Annotated in this window: 13 protein-coding genes and 1 pseudogene; 5 read left to right on the forward strand and 9 right to left on the reverse strand. The window is 46.9% G+C overall.

The window, feature by feature from the left end; genetic code table 11:
- Window positions 1-61: 61 nt before the first annotated feature.
- The 5 genes from DQW12_RS02505 to DQW12_RS02525 all read right to left on the reverse strand — a co-directional run bounded on the left by DQW12_RS02505 (window position 62) and on the right by DQW12_RS02525 (window position 2,466).
- The gene (locus tag DQW12_RS02505) at window positions 62-553 is read right to left on the reverse strand and encodes a hypothetical protein (RefSeq protein WP_113906235.1); all 492 of its coding nucleotides are present in this window, start codon (window positions 551-553) and stop codon (window positions 62-64) included.
- On the reverse strand, window positions 550-1,146 hold the full coding sequence (locus DQW12_RS13600; protein ID WP_232819862.1) for an RHS repeat-associated core domain-containing protein: 597 nt from the start codon (window positions 1,144-1,146) through the stop codon (window positions 550-552). The genes DQW12_RS02505 and DQW12_RS13600 overlap by 4 nt, the downstream gene beginning before the upstream one ends.
- Window positions 1,127-1,267, reverse strand: coding sequence for an RHS domain-containing protein (locus DQW12_RS02515; RefSeq protein WP_113906237.1), 141 nt, complete (start codon window positions 1,265-1,267; stop codon window positions 1,127-1,129). Before DQW12_RS02515 ends, DQW12_RS13600 begins: the two co-directional genes overlap by 20 nt.
- Before the next feature lie 18 nt (window positions 1,268-1,285).
- Entirely contained in the window at window positions 1,286-1,825 is a 540-nt protein-coding gene (locus DQW12_RS02520) for a hypothetical protein (RefSeq protein WP_113906239.1), read from the reverse strand.
- A gap of 203 nt (window positions 1,826-2,028) precedes the next feature.
- Window positions 2,029-2,466 carry a hypothetical protein gene (locus DQW12_RS02525; RefSeq protein WP_157957827.1) on the reverse strand — a complete coding sequence of 146 codons (438 nt, stop codon included), beginning with the start codon at window positions 2,464-2,466 and terminating at the stop codon, window positions 2,029-2,031.
- Window positions 2,467-3,184: 718 nt separating this feature from the next.
- On the opposite strand from DQW12_RS02525, the gene ppk1 reads away from it, so the two are divergent.
- From ppk1 to DQW12_RS02560, 5 genes and pseudogenes are all read left to right on the forward strand, one after another.
- Entirely contained in the window at window positions 3,185-5,230 is a 2,046-nt protein-coding gene (gene ppk1, locus DQW12_RS02535; RefSeq protein WP_113906245.1) for a polyphosphate kinase 1, read from the forward strand.
- Window positions 5,227-6,753, forward strand: a pseudogene (locus tag DQW12_RS02540) (Ppx/GppA phosphatase family protein). The gene ppk1 and the pseudogene DQW12_RS02540 overlap by 4 nt, the downstream one beginning before the upstream one ends.
- 101 nt (window positions 6,754-6,854) lie before the next feature.
- Window positions 6,855-8,888: a TonB-dependent copper receptor gene (locus DQW12_RS02550; RefSeq protein ID WP_113906251.1), complete on the forward strand. Its 2,034-nt coding sequence runs from the start codon at window positions 6,855-6,857 to the stop codon at window positions 8,886-8,888.
- Between the two features lie 26 nt (window positions 8,889-8,914).
- Window positions 8,915-10,147, forward strand: a complete 1,233-nt coding sequence (locus DQW12_RS02555) for a sensor histidine kinase (RefSeq protein ID WP_157957829.1) — start codon at window positions 8,915-8,917, stop codon at window positions 10,145-10,147.
- 3 nt (window positions 10,148-10,150) lie between these two features.
- On the forward strand, window positions 10,151-10,675 hold the full coding sequence (locus DQW12_RS02560; protein WP_113906255.1) for a response regulator transcription factor: 525 nt from the start codon (window positions 10,151-10,153) through the stop codon (window positions 10,673-10,675).
- Here the strand turns inward: DQW12_RS02560 and trxC are convergent.
- The 4 genes from trxC to DQW12_RS02580 form a co-directional block, all read right to left on the reverse strand.
- Complete coding sequence (gene trxC, locus DQW12_RS02565; RefSeq protein ID WP_113906257.1) at window positions 10,656-11,102, reverse strand: thioredoxin TrxC; 447 nt, start codon at window positions 11,100-11,102, stop codon at window positions 10,656-10,658. The two genes, DQW12_RS02560 and trxC, sit on opposite strands and share 20 nt — an antisense overlap.
- Before the next feature lie 71 nt (window positions 11,103-11,173).
- A complete protein-coding gene (locus tag DQW12_RS02570) occupies window positions 11,174-11,938 on the reverse strand; it encodes an SDR family oxidoreductase (RefSeq protein ID WP_113906259.1) in 765 nt (254 codons plus the stop codon).
- Between the two features lie 6 nt (window positions 11,939-11,944).
- Window positions 11,945-12,841: a 3-hydroxyisobutyrate dehydrogenase gene (gene mmsB, locus DQW12_RS02575; protein ID WP_113906260.1), complete on the reverse strand. Its 897-nt coding sequence runs from the start codon at window positions 12,839-12,841 to the stop codon at window positions 11,945-11,947.
- Between the two features lie 3 nt (window positions 12,842-12,844).
- Complete coding sequence (locus DQW12_RS02580; protein ID WP_113906600.1) at window positions 12,845-13,972, reverse strand: enoyl-CoA hydratase/isomerase family protein; 1,128 nt, start codon at window positions 13,970-13,972, stop codon at window positions 12,845-12,847.
- Window positions 13,973-14,001: the final 29 nt, after the last annotated feature.

Below are 14,001 nucleotides of genomic sequence, written 5' to 3' on the forward strand. Positions count from 1 at the left end.
CCATCCGGTGCATAAATGAAATCCGCACCCGTGTGAAAATTTTAATTTGGAGACCACGAACTCATAAAGGATAGCCAGTTCTGAAATATACAAAAACTGGTCCTTCAAGTGAGTCGCTCTTGATGTTTATCTCACAACTTTCAAAATCTGAAAATTCACTTACTCGATAGCGTCCAAAAAATTCGGGACTTTTTCTGCTATTAGATACTTTCAGCTTCCCCATCTCATCAGATTGAAACTGCTGAGAAAAACCACTGTCACAATTAAGAATCAATTCAAAGCTGCTAGAGCTTTCTGTTATTTCACGAACAACCCTGATCTCATGGAGGCCCAAATAATTGTGAGAGAGCCTCAAGACATATGTTTCGTTTGGATGTAGCATCCCAGACCACACAACGTCGCGGTAATCACTCGGTGTATAGAAAACAGCCGCGATAGCCCCCAAAAAACCTCCGTACTCGAAATGCTTTAGTTGCCACTTCGAGTACCAGTGTAATGGCGAAAAAATAACTACTAATACTAAAATTACTATATACCATTTTGAAATTTTCACTGAATTCCGTACCTCAAATCACGCTGCATGTTGTCATAAATCCTCAAGACTTCTTGAACATAGTGCTGGCAATTATTAGTTAATAGATTGTATTCAGGACTAAAATAAGTTTGAACACGCTCCTCTGCAGTTTTCATTAACTCGTCGTCACATTGCTTCGCTTCACACTCATATCGGCCGACATTATCGTCTTGAACAATCCCAGGCCCAATTGGAAGCCCGTTTTCAGAGAAATACCCGCTATTATCGCCACTCTCATAGAAAATTTGGTCATAACGCACAACACCGTACTCATTTTTAAAATTTGATAATGGCCGGCTGCAAATCTGTGCCAAACCAAGCGGATCGGTATAAAGCACCGGATTCCCCCCAACATAAGCATACGTATTCATCCCTCCTTGCAGCCCTATCGGGTCACTTTGCAAGTAACGCCGGGTTTCTGGGTCGTAGTCTCTAAAATAGTTGTACCAGCTCTCTTTTTCTTGGTCCCAGTATTGCCCGGGACAAAATCGTCTGGAACGATTTTGAACATGCGAAGCATGGCCCGTAGGGTGGAGGGCAGGATGCCCGTAATCAACCGATGTTAAACTCACCTATGGTGCTCATCAGCACGGCTCGGTCAAACGCTTCAAGCTGTGCTCGCCACACCACATTTCCTGTACTGTCGGTAAGCACCTCTGGACGACCTAAATGGTCGTTGTGTACCCAATACAACTGGTTATCAAAATATCATCAATCACAAGTTCCGCGAAAACCTCCCAAGGTTGACGTATCAAGTATTAAATGGAATTTAGTGACTTCGTTATAAAAAGAAAAAGTTTGCGCCGTTCCGTTGGTTGTTGCTGTATACGCGCCGACTCCTTCAACACCGGCAATACAATATGGCTCATACGTCCCGTTAGTATCATCTTTTAAATAGTTAAAGAGTTCTAAATCACCGCGACTAATCAATACAGTATCCGAGCAAAATCCTGGTGCATTTGCACAAGCTCGAATGCGCTCTGCGTCCCGCATATTAATCCAATGAAAAATCGCGTCAAAAAATGTTAAAAAATAAGGAGCTGGTCTCGTGTATAAGTAATCGCTTTCCATGAGAATATAACCCTCTCCCAAGAGCTTAGTTAGAACCTTGGTTTCAGACTCCTTTAACACGACGATTTCAACCTGCAAGTAGTCTCTGAAATCAACCATGTGTTTAAAGATTAAAATATTCGAAACGAAAAAAACATATAAAACAACTATGACTACAATGAATTTCTCTCTTTTAATCATAACCATTTACCTTAAAAGACTTCCACACGTTGCCTTTGCCACAACAAACCCTGCGCATGGCTGCGATGGGTACGACTCATAAATCACCTCGTTAGTTGAAACGTGGTGATAAATTAGGACATCTACAACAGCATGCCTAGGTGTGGTTCTAGTCACGTGCTTACGTTTCAGTATGCATGATACGCTAAAATGAGTTGCCTATTTCACATTATCAAAGCTAATAAAAAAATCAGGAAATAAGTTGTGGGGCAAACAATTTTAACTATGAAACTGAGCCTCTCCCAAAATAAATTAGCTTGTAAATCCTCTCTAATATCCTCACCAATATTCTCTGGCCATGCTTTAAGATTAAAGAATTTATTATCAAGGCGGATATCCTTAATTGTAAACGGGTAAGCCTTTTTCGAAACCGAATCACCCAGTGCTACATAATTACATGCTTTGAGCTTTTCTTTTATATTCGCTCTTTTCTTTAACGTAATTGCCGTCACGACAAAAAACATAAAAAAAGAAACAAAAAAAACCAACGCTAGAATTTCAACTAGAAATAATAATTTGCTATCCACCACAATCATCGCACCATAATAAAAAATATATTCAAGCAGATAAATGAAACGAAAAACGCCAGAATATAAATCCATTCAATCAATATTTGTATTTTAAGATCTTTCTTAAGCTGATTCGGGATGTGGCTTAAACCCTTTCCAAAAACAAAAAATAGAAATTCATTAGTTACCCTGCTGGATGTCAAATCACTTAACGATCTCACGAAATAAACATCTAGTTTTTCTGCATCAGCTCGCCTGAATCTTTTTTTTAATATTTGCCTACGTATTATCGCGATAGCCGCAGAAAATAAGAAAACTACATACGAGAACAAGCCAAATTGTTTTATTACATTTATATCCATTTAATCTTCACACCCCTGAAATTGCTTGCAAAAGCTTGCAGTGAATTTTGTATTTGCACTTACACCAGCTGTAGATGTCACAGATAAACCGGTTATAAATCCCGCTCCAGCATTTGCCGAAAGAGTATTAGTACCACCAGTTACGTTTCCACTTATCCCGAAACCACCACCAGCGCTTGCAGTCGTACTGGTTGCGAAACCAAACCCAGTGTCTACGGTGTTTGAATAGTCAAATCCACCAGCGGCAGACACCCCAGCTTGCTCAGCAAGCTGGACAAACAGGCATCCGCAATATGTTTGCACAGCTTTTTGCTTACGGCGTTTCTGCTCAAAACTATAGCCTTGGCAAATCTATTTTGTCATTAAAATGTCATCATCGCCGCGCGGAAAATGGGTAAACTCTAGTGCATTGAAGGTAAATACTAGCGCCTAGGTTAACTACTAATACTATGAAATTCTATCCCAAAGAGCTCAGTTGGCTGTCTTTTAATGAGCGAGTACTGCAAGAAGCGGCGGATAGCTCGGTGCCAACCATTGAACGTGTCCGTTTTTTGGGTATTTTTTCAAATAATATGGACGAATTTTTCAGTGTTCGGGTTGCCGACGTAAAGCGCTCGATCTACTACGCGCGTAATCAGTCGGAACACGACGCCGCGGCGGCATTGATGGACGCGATTCAGCGGAAAGTTGTGGCGCTGCAAGAACAATTTGAGCGCGTTAATAAAGATGTATTTCGGGCGCTGGCGCAAAAACGTATCGCCATTATTACCGAAGACCAAACCGATGCTTTTGAGCGCAAATGGCTGACTAATTTCTTCCGCGAACGGGTGAAACGAGAGCTTATCCCTCTGTTAATCAATCAGCAAACCGACCTAGTGCGTGCCATCAACGAAGAAGCTACGTATTTGTGCGCCGAGATTAGTAACGGCGAGCATATTCGCTACGCCGCTATTGAACTGCCAACCGACAATATTGATCGCTTTGTTGTTCTGCCCCGTCAGCGCGGAGCTACAGTGAAAAAGGTTATCTTACTCGACAATGTCTTGCGCCTTTGTATACACGACTTATTCACAAATATTGTGCCGGCTGAACATATTCGTGCCTTTTCCTTTAAGCTAACACGTGACGCCGATTATCGCCTACCGCATGACATTGATCAGAGTGTACTTGAGCGAATGGAAGAAGGAATTCGACAACGCCTTGAAGCGGAACCTGTACGGCTCGTTTTCGACAGCAATATGCCACCAGCGATGCTTCGTTTCTTACGCGAAAAGCTAAAACTAACAACCCATGACTCGGTAGTTGCTGGCGGCCGCTACCGTAATACTCGCGACTATATTGATTTTCCGAACTTGGGGCATAAGTCGCTGGAGTATAAGCCATTTGAGCCTATTCGGCATGCCAGCATTCAACCGAATGAAAATATTTTCACCACCTTAAGCCGAAACGACATTCTACTCTTTTATCCTTACCATACGTTCGACCACCTTACCGAAGTTATTCGACAGGCGGCTTACGACCCTCACGTACAGAGCATTCAAATTTGTATTTACCGAGTGGCTGCACGGTCTCGCATTATTCGTTCTTTGGTAGAAGCGGTAAATAATGGCAAGAAAGTAACTGTTGTTGTGGAGCTGCAAGCTCGATTCGACGAAGAAGCAAATATAGAGTGGGCCAAATACATGACCCAAGAGGGCATTCGTGTGCTATTTGGTATTCAAGGCCTCAAGGTCCACTCAAAAATTATTTTGATTAAACGTTTTGAAGCCAACACTATTAAACGTTATGCGCATATCGGTACCGGTAACTTTAACGAAAAAACCGCCAAGATTTACACCGACTATGGTTTACTCACTGCTCATACCGAACTCTGCGAGGATATTGAACAGGTTTTTCAATATCTCGAAAGCCCCTACAGGAGATTTAAGTTCAATCAGTTGCTGGTTTCCCCTGTTAATACGCGCGAAAAACTGGAGTTTTTTATCGACCGTGAAATTGAAACGGCGAAACAAGGTGCACCCGCTGAAATTATGTTGAAGGTAAACAACTTAGTCGACGAAGCCATGATTATTCGCCTTTATCGGGCTAGCCGTGCAGGAGTAAAAGTTCGCGCTATTGTGCGCGGCATGTGCGCTCTGCGCGCCGGCGTAGCCGATTTAAGCGAAAACATAGAGGTGATTAGTATTGTTGATCGGTTCCTTGAACATACCCGTGTTTACTGTTTTCACAATAATGGCGAACAACGGGTTTTCATTTCTTCAGCAGACATTATGACGCGTAATATAGACCACCGCGTGGAGGTTGGCTGCCCTATCCACAACACGAACATTCGTAAACAGTTGATCGATATTTTCGAGCTGCAATGGCGCGACAATACCAAAGCCAGAATAATAGATGCCGCACAAACGAATGCTTATCGGCCACGCGGCAACAAGAAAAAAACACGCTCACAAAAAGAAGTTTTACAGTATTTGCAACGGAGCAGCAGTTCATGAAGAGCTCTCATATTCCGCAGCTTCCAGAGCTTCCCGAGCAAGAAGCGCCGCACTTTGCAGCACTTGACCTTGGTTCCAATAGCTTCCATTTAATTACCGCGCGTTTGGTGAATCATGATTTGCAAGCAGTACAAAAATTCAAACAAAAAGTTGGACTTGGCGCGGGTTTAAAACGAAACGGCTACCTCTCTGAAAAAGCAATAAATAGAGGACTTGATGCACTTAAGCTATGTGCCCAGCGGCTAGAAGGGTTTCCATCGGAGCAGGTTAAGGTTGTTGCTACACATACACTACGTGAAGCCTTAAATAGCGAGCTATTTCTCGCCCGTGCTGCCGAAGTATTGCCCTACCCGATCGCTATAATTTCGGGCCATGAAGAAGCTCGGCTTATTTATCACGGCGTAGCACAAACCACTGCTGGAACAGGCCAACGTTTGGTTGTCGATATTGGTGGCGGCAGCACGGAGATTATTTCTGGGCATGGCTTTGAAACTGACTATTTGGCTTCTCGAAGCCTCGGCTGCGTTACTTATACCGAACGGTTTTTCAACACGCCACGCGTTACCGCAAAACGATTTAAAAAGGCACTTATTGCCGCACGGCGTGAGTTAGAGCCAGTGGCGCAGGCCCTTAGGAAGTTCCATCACCAGCATTTTTTCGGTACCTCTGGCACTATAAAAGCACTGAGTCTTTGGGCTGAAAAACAAGCAGGTGCTACCCTAGGCACAATTCCGCTAACTGAATTATATAGACTGCGAGACCGCTGTATCGAGCTCGAGCATGTTCAGCAGTTTTCTCAGCTCGGAGTCGACGAGGCCCGCATTCCCCTGCTGGCCGCGGGGGTTGCTATTCTCATTGCCATTATGGAAGAGTTCGAAATTTCCGTACTTACCGCCCACGACGCGGCGCTGCGCGAAGGCGTACTGTATGAATTAGCCGACAGTCGGCTCAATCATCGTGATGTGCGCCAACGTACTATTGAAAGTTTAGCTACCCGGTATTTTGTTGACCGTGCGCAGGCTCAACGTGTGCGTGATTGCGCACTCGACATGCTTGCGCAGGTGAGAGAAAACTGGGAGCAGCGAGGTAAACAACCCAAAGTTTTTCTGAGTTGGTCTAGTTTACTTCATGAGGTAGGGCTCCAGATTAACTAAAGCTCATTGCAACTGCATTCCGGCTATATTCTAGCGCACTCTGACATGCCAGGGTTTAACCGTGAAGAGCAATGTTTCATCGCCACACTTGTAAGCTGTCACCGGAAGAAATTAAAACCAACGAGCTTTCCTGTATTCTCGCTCTACCCACAGAGAATGCTGCTTAAGCTTATCGCATTACTGCGCCTCAGCGTATTATTTAACACCGACCGGCAACCCGCTATGCTATTACTGAATACGCAGGTGAAAAACGATGTGCTCGTTCTCACACTTACACCACAGGGCAGAGAAAACCCGATGCTAACTGCTGATTTAGCAAGCGAAGCAAAGCAACTTAAAAAAATTGGTATCGCACTTCATTTCCACTAACAGCGCCTACACCACAATCTGCGACAATTTGTCACAGCCTCTGTGCTCTCTTTATTCAGTAGAATCAGCAGCATCGTTAATTTTCCGGAGTTGCTTTGTTCATGCGTCATATCTATGCACTTACCCCCTGCCTTCTGTTACCTCTACTTCCACTTACTTTTTCCGCCTATGCAGAAAGTGAAGAAGAGAAAAAACAACAACCTGTTGAACGCATTCAGGTAACAGGACAAGTTCTAGCGTCGCCGGCCGAGGTAATTGAAAATACAAAAGCACCTCGGCAACCCGTGCCGGCCCACGACGGTGCAGAGTATTTAAACGGAATTACTGGCTTTCATAGTGTTCGTAAAGGCGGTTCAAGTGCTGATCCAGTGTTCCGTGGTTTGTCAGGCTCTCGTATCGCAATTCTAGGTGATGGTGCGCCATTGCTCGGTGGCTGTCCCTCTCGTATGGACCCACCAACGGCTTATATATCGCCACAAAGTTTCGACCAAATTGTAGTTACCAAAGGACCCTATAGGCTGAATTCTGGACCACCTGCAACAGCGGCAACGGTGAATTTCCAACGGCAACCCTTTGTAGTGAGTGAACCCGGTATTAGCGGATTTATTTCGAGTACCCTTGCGCAAGCGAATCGAACCGACGTGAACACAGAGCTTACCGCTCAACACGATCAAGGCTTTATTCGCCTGAATGCTACCCATGCTGAATCTGATCATTATAAAGACGGGAATGGTGATGAGGTTCACTCACGCTACAAACGTTGGAGTTCACAACTTACTCTGGGGCACCAACTCACGCCCCAACAATTTTTAGAGGTGTCAGCAGGACTAGGCGACGGTTACGCTGCTTATGCCGATCGCACCATGGACGGAACCTCTTTTTATCGTCGTGATCTAGCGGCCAAGTGGTCGATGCAAACCTCATGGAGCATTCTACCCGAACTGAACGCTCATGTTTATTGGAGCTATATTGACCATATTATGGACAACTACACGCTGCGCCCCGACGCTATGATGAAGTCTGCCCATAATCCTGATCGATATACACGCGGGTTTGCTCTCTCTGCACAGCTAACTCCGCACCCTCAGCATCAACTTGAGCTGGGTGTCGATGGCATGCGTAACGAGCACCGCGGACGGATGTCTATGAATATTGAAAATCAAGCACTGAGCGGCTTGCCGCGCACCACCGATGCAACCTTTGAACAACTTGGCGTTTTTGTGGAGGGTACTTATCAAGCGCAAGCGAACCAACGATTCTTATGGGGTGCGCGTTTGGATGACTGGCAAACTACCGACCGACGCCAACAGCTCGGCATGGGCATGATGTCAAAGCCAAACCCGACTGCAAATTCAAGCCAAAATGAGAGTTTACATAGCCTCTATGGCCGTTATGAATGGCAATCGTTACCGACTCACTCGACTTGGTTTGTAGGCATAGGCCAAACCGAACGTTTTCCTGATTACTGGGAACTCTTTGCTCGAGGCCGCCGCAGCCCGGAGAGCGCCAGTGCCTTTCTGACCCGCAGTGAGCAATTGCAGCAGATCGACATCGGCCTTATTCAAAAGTTTACGAATATTGATATATCCGCCACTCTTTTTGCCAATCAAACCGATGACTTTATTCTTATCGAAGTTACTCCTATGGCCGAAGTGGTCCGTAATATCGACGCTCGATCGATTGGCTTTGAATTTGACGCGGAATGGCGTCACTCCAATGAATGGATAAGCAGCTACTCCATTAGCTACGTGCGAGGCGAAAACCGCAGCGACCAATTGCCGCTTGCGCAACAACCATCGCTTAGTTTCCGCGCGGGGCTTAGCTACACTACCGAAAACATGAGTTTTGGCGGGCAATTTAGAGCAGCGCAGGGACAGCACCGGATCGCGTTAAATCAGGGTACAATTGCCGGCATCGATACCCGTGAAAGCAGCGGATATGGTATTTTCTCGGTCAATGGCAGTTGGAAAATATCGTCGACATTGCAAATTAACTTTGGCATCGACAATATCTTCGATCGGTTCTACAGTGAACACCTGAGTCGTTCAGGCGCCGATATTGCGGGTTTCGTTACCACAGACGTAATTCCTGAACCTGGCCGTACGGCGTGGCTATACGCTAACTTTACTTTTTAACCTTGTGAAAAAATAAGGAAATGTCATTGAGCTTCGGAGCGATAGACAATGTAGCTGCGCGTGCCAATCAATTTTTGCGTTTGCTGTTTCTTATCACAATTGCAGTAAGTTTAAGTATGACCGTTCGGGCGTTTCTCATTTCGCCCGTACCGTCTCTTTTGTCTGAAGCCTTAATTTCTTGGGCTCTGCTAACTGTTGTAAGCGTGGCGTTAACGTGGCTTAGCTACGCCTTACGCCGAACGCAAACCACCTATCATCTGAGTGGTCAGTTGCTGTTACTTATTGCGCTCTGGGGTGCAGCCGTATATCTGCTTGGCGGCGCCATGAGTTCTACCAATGCAATCCAGCTTATTCTTGTCGCACTCCTGTTTCTGGTGCTCCCGCTTAGCCATGCATTAGCGTTACTGCTTTTCATGGTAGCCATTCAAGTAGTGTATGTGTTGCAGCTCATTGCTATGCACAGCCAGCATGACCAACATCAGCATTTTGTTGGCATGTCGGTAAGCTTTCTCATCGCAGCCGTTATTTTAGCCGCCGTAACCTACAGCCTGAGGCAGGCGCTCGAACGAAACGAAAAAAAAATGGCAGAGCTACGTGAGGAGCAAATGCGCCAAGAGCAGGTGCTCGCAGTAGCAACCGCCAGTGCGCAAATGAGCCATGAATTAGCAACGCCGCTTGGTACACTGAAGCTGTGGCTCGACGAACTCGACGAAACGGAAAATCATGACCTAGAGCCGATTCGCCATCCAATTGAACGCATGACGACATTGCTTGCCGAGCTCCAGCAGACCGCTCGTAATATTCAAGCGAATGAAAAGACCTCGAAAACCATTCAGCAACTTGAAAGTGAGCTTAAGCATCTCATTATTCTGCAGTATCCAGAGCATCCGGTGCAGTGGACATTGACGTGCTCGCAGCGAATCATCATGGTTGACGAAACACTAAGCTCGGCACTACTAAATTTAATCCGTAATGCGATTCAACATCAGCAAACTACGCAAAACCTAACCCAAGCGGTGGACGTCGAAAGCTCGGTAACAGAAAACCTATGGCAACTGCGTATTCGCAATGCTTTTCATGGTGACCCGTCAACACTTGCAACACTTGGCCTACATATTCAATCTAGTCAACATGGGTTAGGTATTGGAACGTTACTTAGCCATGCAACATTAGAACGCTTTCATGGGCATCTAAGCTTGAGCACGAAGGACGGTTTTGTTGAACAACGCGTTGAAATCCCATTAGCCGCAGGAGCCTAAGTTATGAAAAAGCTCCTGCACGTTGACGACGATTTAGCGTTCGCCGAAATTCTGAAGAGACGCTTAGAGCGTCATGGTTGGCAGAGTGAAATCTACACTGACACTGTCAGCGCATTGCGGCATAACGAAAAGCTAGACGCCATTTTGTTGGATTTAAATTTAAATAATGAAGCCAGCCTACCGACAATTCCCGATTTCAAAAGCAACTGGCCTCAGGCGCGTATTGTCATGCTTACCGGCTATGCGAGTATCGCTAGCACGGTTGCCGCCATTAAATTAGGCGCTGACGATTATTTAGCAAAACCGGTCGAACTTCATCAACTCATCCAAGTTTTAGCACCTAACGATAGCCATTCGGAATACGAAATGGGTCAGCCGTTGTCACCAGACCGGCTAGAATGGGAGTTAATCCAGCGCACGTTACAACAAAACCGAGGTAATATTTCCGCCACAGCCCGTGCCTTGAACATGCACCGACGCACCCTGCAGCGGAAATTACAAAAACGACCTACCAATCGATTGAGCTAAGCGCCTCATCAAGCCACTGATGAAATTGCTGCGGTGGCAGTGCGCCAGAAATACGAGCAACTTCTTGATCGCGGTGAAACACGGCAATGGTGGGAATACTGCGAATGCCATAACGTTGACCAAGCGTGGTTTCTGTTTGTGTATTGCACTTGGCAAAACGCGCACGCTCCGCAAAAGGGGCCGCCACCATTTCAAAAATGGGCCCAAATTGTTGGCAAGGACCACACCAAGGCGCCCAAAAGTCGACCACAACGGGCATATCACTGCTCATGTGCGCCGACAGGTTGTTCAGTGTTAGATCAAACGGAATGCCGGTTACCAAGCGCGACTTACAATGGCCACACAATGGGTGTTCCCCAACCCGCTCCCGCGTTAACTTGTTGCGCTTGCCACATTCAGGGCAGGCTAAAATTACAGCATCCGTCATCGTTATTTCTCACTTAGGTACAAAAAAGGTGCAGTTGCCCGCACCTTTTATATAAGGACATGCTAATTAAATTACAACCGCACGCCACCATCTATTTCAATCACCCGACCACTAAAGAAGTCGTTTTCGATAATAAAACGCGCCGAATCTGCTACTTCTGCAGGTTGCCCCCAGCGTTTTAGAGGCACCATAGACAACGCGCGCTCCACCGCTTCTGGCTTCATGGCGGCCGTCATGGGCGTTTCGATAAAGCCCGGTGCAATGGCACCGCAACGAATTCCGAAGCGCCCCAATTCACGCGCCCAAGTGACCGTCATCGCCACAACGCCTGCTTTGGTCGCTGCATAGTTGGTTTGACCGATATTACCCGCTCGTGCCACGCTTGAGATATTAATAATCACACCTTTGCGCTCACGTTTGGCCATAACAGCGGCCGCTTCACGACCACAAAGGAAAGTGCCAGTTAAATTCACGTCAATCACCGACTGCCATTGTTGCAACGGCATTTTATGGGTGATCTCACCTTCTTTGCACTTAATCAGCATGCCGTCGCGCAAAATACCGGCGTTATTGATCAATACATCCATGCCGTCAAAGTCGGCATCGATAGCCGCGAAAGTTTGCTCCACCGCGGCTTCCTCAGTAACGTTCACCGTGTACGTACGCACCACTTTCGCACCCGCTTTTTCACAGGCATTTTGCGCGTCTTGCAGCTGCTCGGCATTCATGTCCAACAACGCTAAGGATGCGCCTTGCGCCGCAAAGTTTTCAGCCATGGAGCGGCCTAAGCCTTGCGCGCCGCCAGTAATCACAATTACGGAATCAGAAATCTGCATAGTGGGTTATTTCCCTTGCTGTTCAAAAAAGTCAAAAATAGAGGAAAAGTCTTTGCTTCCCGCACCGTTTTCACTATGTGCGTCGAAGAGCTCAGCGGCTTTTTCACCCATGGGCGTAAACGACTCAGAACCGGCGGCAGCTTTCAGTGCCAAATTCAAATCTTTACGCATCAAGTCCACCAAGAAACCGCCGTTGTAGCCATTGCTTGAGGGCACGCCTTCCATCACCCCTGGGCATGGGTTATACACTTCTAAGGTCCAGTTGCGCCCCGAGCTCTGTAACATGATTTCCGACAACACTTTTGCGTCCAGCCCATGCTTACGCCCAAGTTGTAATGCTTCGGAGGTCCCCGCCATTAATACTGCGAGCAGCATGTTGTTGCAAATCTTAGCGACCTGACCGGCGCCATGACCACCGGCAGAAAATACGGCTTTACCCATGTCTTCGAGAACCGGACGTGCTTCTTCAATGTCTGCGTTATCGCCGCCACAAATAAAGGTGAGGGTTCCAGCTTTCGCGCCGCCAACGCCGCCCGACACTGGCGCATCAATAAAACGACGGCCTTGACCAATCACACCCTGCGCCAATTCACGCGCCGCTTCTGCACTAATAGTGCTCGAGTCAATCACTAAAGCGCCTTCAGGAATGGCAGGCAAAATCCCCTGCTCACTATCCAAGTAAAGACCCAGCACATGCTTATCGGCGGGCAACATAGACACCACAAATTCAGCATCCTTCACCGCGTCTGCCGCCGTGGCGGCTACCTGAGCGCCCGCTTCTTTTAACGTTGCCAGTGCCGCTTCTGATAAATCAAACACCGTTACATCATGCCCGGCTTTGACCAAATTTGTGGCCATTGGGCCACCCATATTTCCTAAACCTATAAATCCAATACGTGCCATCTGCTAGTTTCCCTCACCAAGTGTGTTGAGTGGATGTTCACCTTCGCCCCATGGCGCGGTGAACATGGCGTCTAAGTCGTCTTCAGTAACTGCATCAATACTGCGGTGCTGCCATTGTGGGCTTTTGTCTTTGTCGATCAGCAATGCCCGTACACCTTCAATAAAGTCGCCTTTCATGGCGCAATTCACCGATAAGGTTAATTCCAGCTGAAAAGCTTCTTCTAAGCTGAGATCAGGCCCATGTTGCAATTGTTGCCAAACAATATGCGCCGTTAACGGGCAACCCTGCGCTAAAGTCTGCTGACCGCGGCTGATGGCTTTGTCTTCCGTTTCAAAAGCAAGGAATTGTTTAGCGACTGCTTCAATGGACGTGCCTTGCATTAACTTTTGAATCACACCGTAATGCGGTTTTAACTGTGCAGGAGGAAGATCGTTATCGTCTACTGATACCGTCGCTAATGCGCGGCTCGCCGCTTGCTTGTTGCTGTTGGCATTTACACTCCAAGACGCCTCTGCAAGCGCAGCTAAAGCATTGTCACGCTGATCAGAAGCCAATGCCAAATCCGCCATACCTAACCACAAAGCATCGGCGGCGTTCACTTGCGCTGCCGTTAAGCCGAGGAATAACCCCATGCCTTCCGGTAGACGACTCAAAAAGTAAGTGCCGCCCACATCGGGATACAAGCCAATGCTAATTTCTGGCATGGCAAGGCGTGAACGCTCGGTCACAATACGATGACTCGCGCCGTTCATTAAGCCCATGCCACCGCCCATCACAAAGCCGTCGCCCCACACCACCAAAGGTTTTGGATAGGTGTGAATACGGTAATCAAGGCGATACTCACGGGTGAAAAAGTCCACCACTTCAGCAACCGGCTCTTTCGGTAGGTCTTTTGCTGCCTTGTACATGGCTACAATATCGCCACCCGCACAAAATGCTTTTTCACCAGCGCCTTCGAGCCACACACAAACAATCGAATCGTCGTTCGCCCAAGCTTCAAGCTGCGGCTCAAGGGCATCGATCATCGCCAAGCTGAGCGCGTTAAGTGAACGCTCAGAATTTAAGGTGGCAATTCCAATTTTATGACCGTCTGCGGTGTCTTTCGTGCTAAACAGCACGGCATCTTGCATACTTGTCATCTCATTCTCCTTTTGCAAAC

This window comes from Aliidiomarina celeris (assembly GCF_003316875.1).
In the GTDB taxonomy this organism is placed as follows: domain Bacteria; phylum Pseudomonadota; class Gammaproteobacteria; order Enterobacterales; family Alteromonadaceae; genus Aliidiomarina; species Aliidiomarina celeris.

Bases quoted from the DNA above. Each gene is read 5' to 3' on its own strand.
- DQW12_RS02520 (WP_113906239.1), bottom strand. From the start codon at position 1,825: ATGATTAAAAGAGAGAAATTCATTGTAGTCATAGTTGTTTTATATGTT.
- DQW12_RS02560 (WP_113906255.1), top strand. From the start codon at position 10,151: ATGAAAAAGCTCCTGCACGTTGACGACGATTTAGCGTTCGCCGAAATT.
- DQW12_RS02525 (WP_157957827.1), bottom strand. From the start codon at position 2,466: ATGGATTTATATTCTGGCGTTTTTCGTTTCATTTATCTGCTTGAATAT.
- DQW12_RS02570 (WP_113906259.1), bottom strand. From the start codon at position 11,938: ATGCAGATTTCTGATTCCGTAATTGTGATTACTGGCGGCGCGCAAGGC.
- DQW12_RS02550 (WP_113906251.1), top strand. From the start codon at position 6,855: ATGCGTCATATCTATGCACTTACCCCCTGCCTTCTGTTACCTCTACTT.
- ppk1 (WP_113906245.1), top strand. From the start codon at position 3,185: ATGAAATTCTATCCCAAAGAGCTCAGTTGGCTGTCTTTTAATGAGCGA.
- trxC (WP_113906257.1), bottom strand. From the start codon at position 11,102: ATGACGGATGCTGTAATTTTAGCCTGCCCTGAATGTGGCAAGCGCAAC.
- DQW12_RS02580 (WP_113906600.1), bottom strand. From the start codon at position 13,972: ATGCAAGATGCCGTGCTGTTTAGCACGAAAGACACCGCAGACGGTCAT.
- mmsB (WP_113906260.1), bottom strand. From the start codon at position 12,841: ATGGCACGTATTGGATTTATAGGTTTAGGAAATATGGGTGGCCCAATG.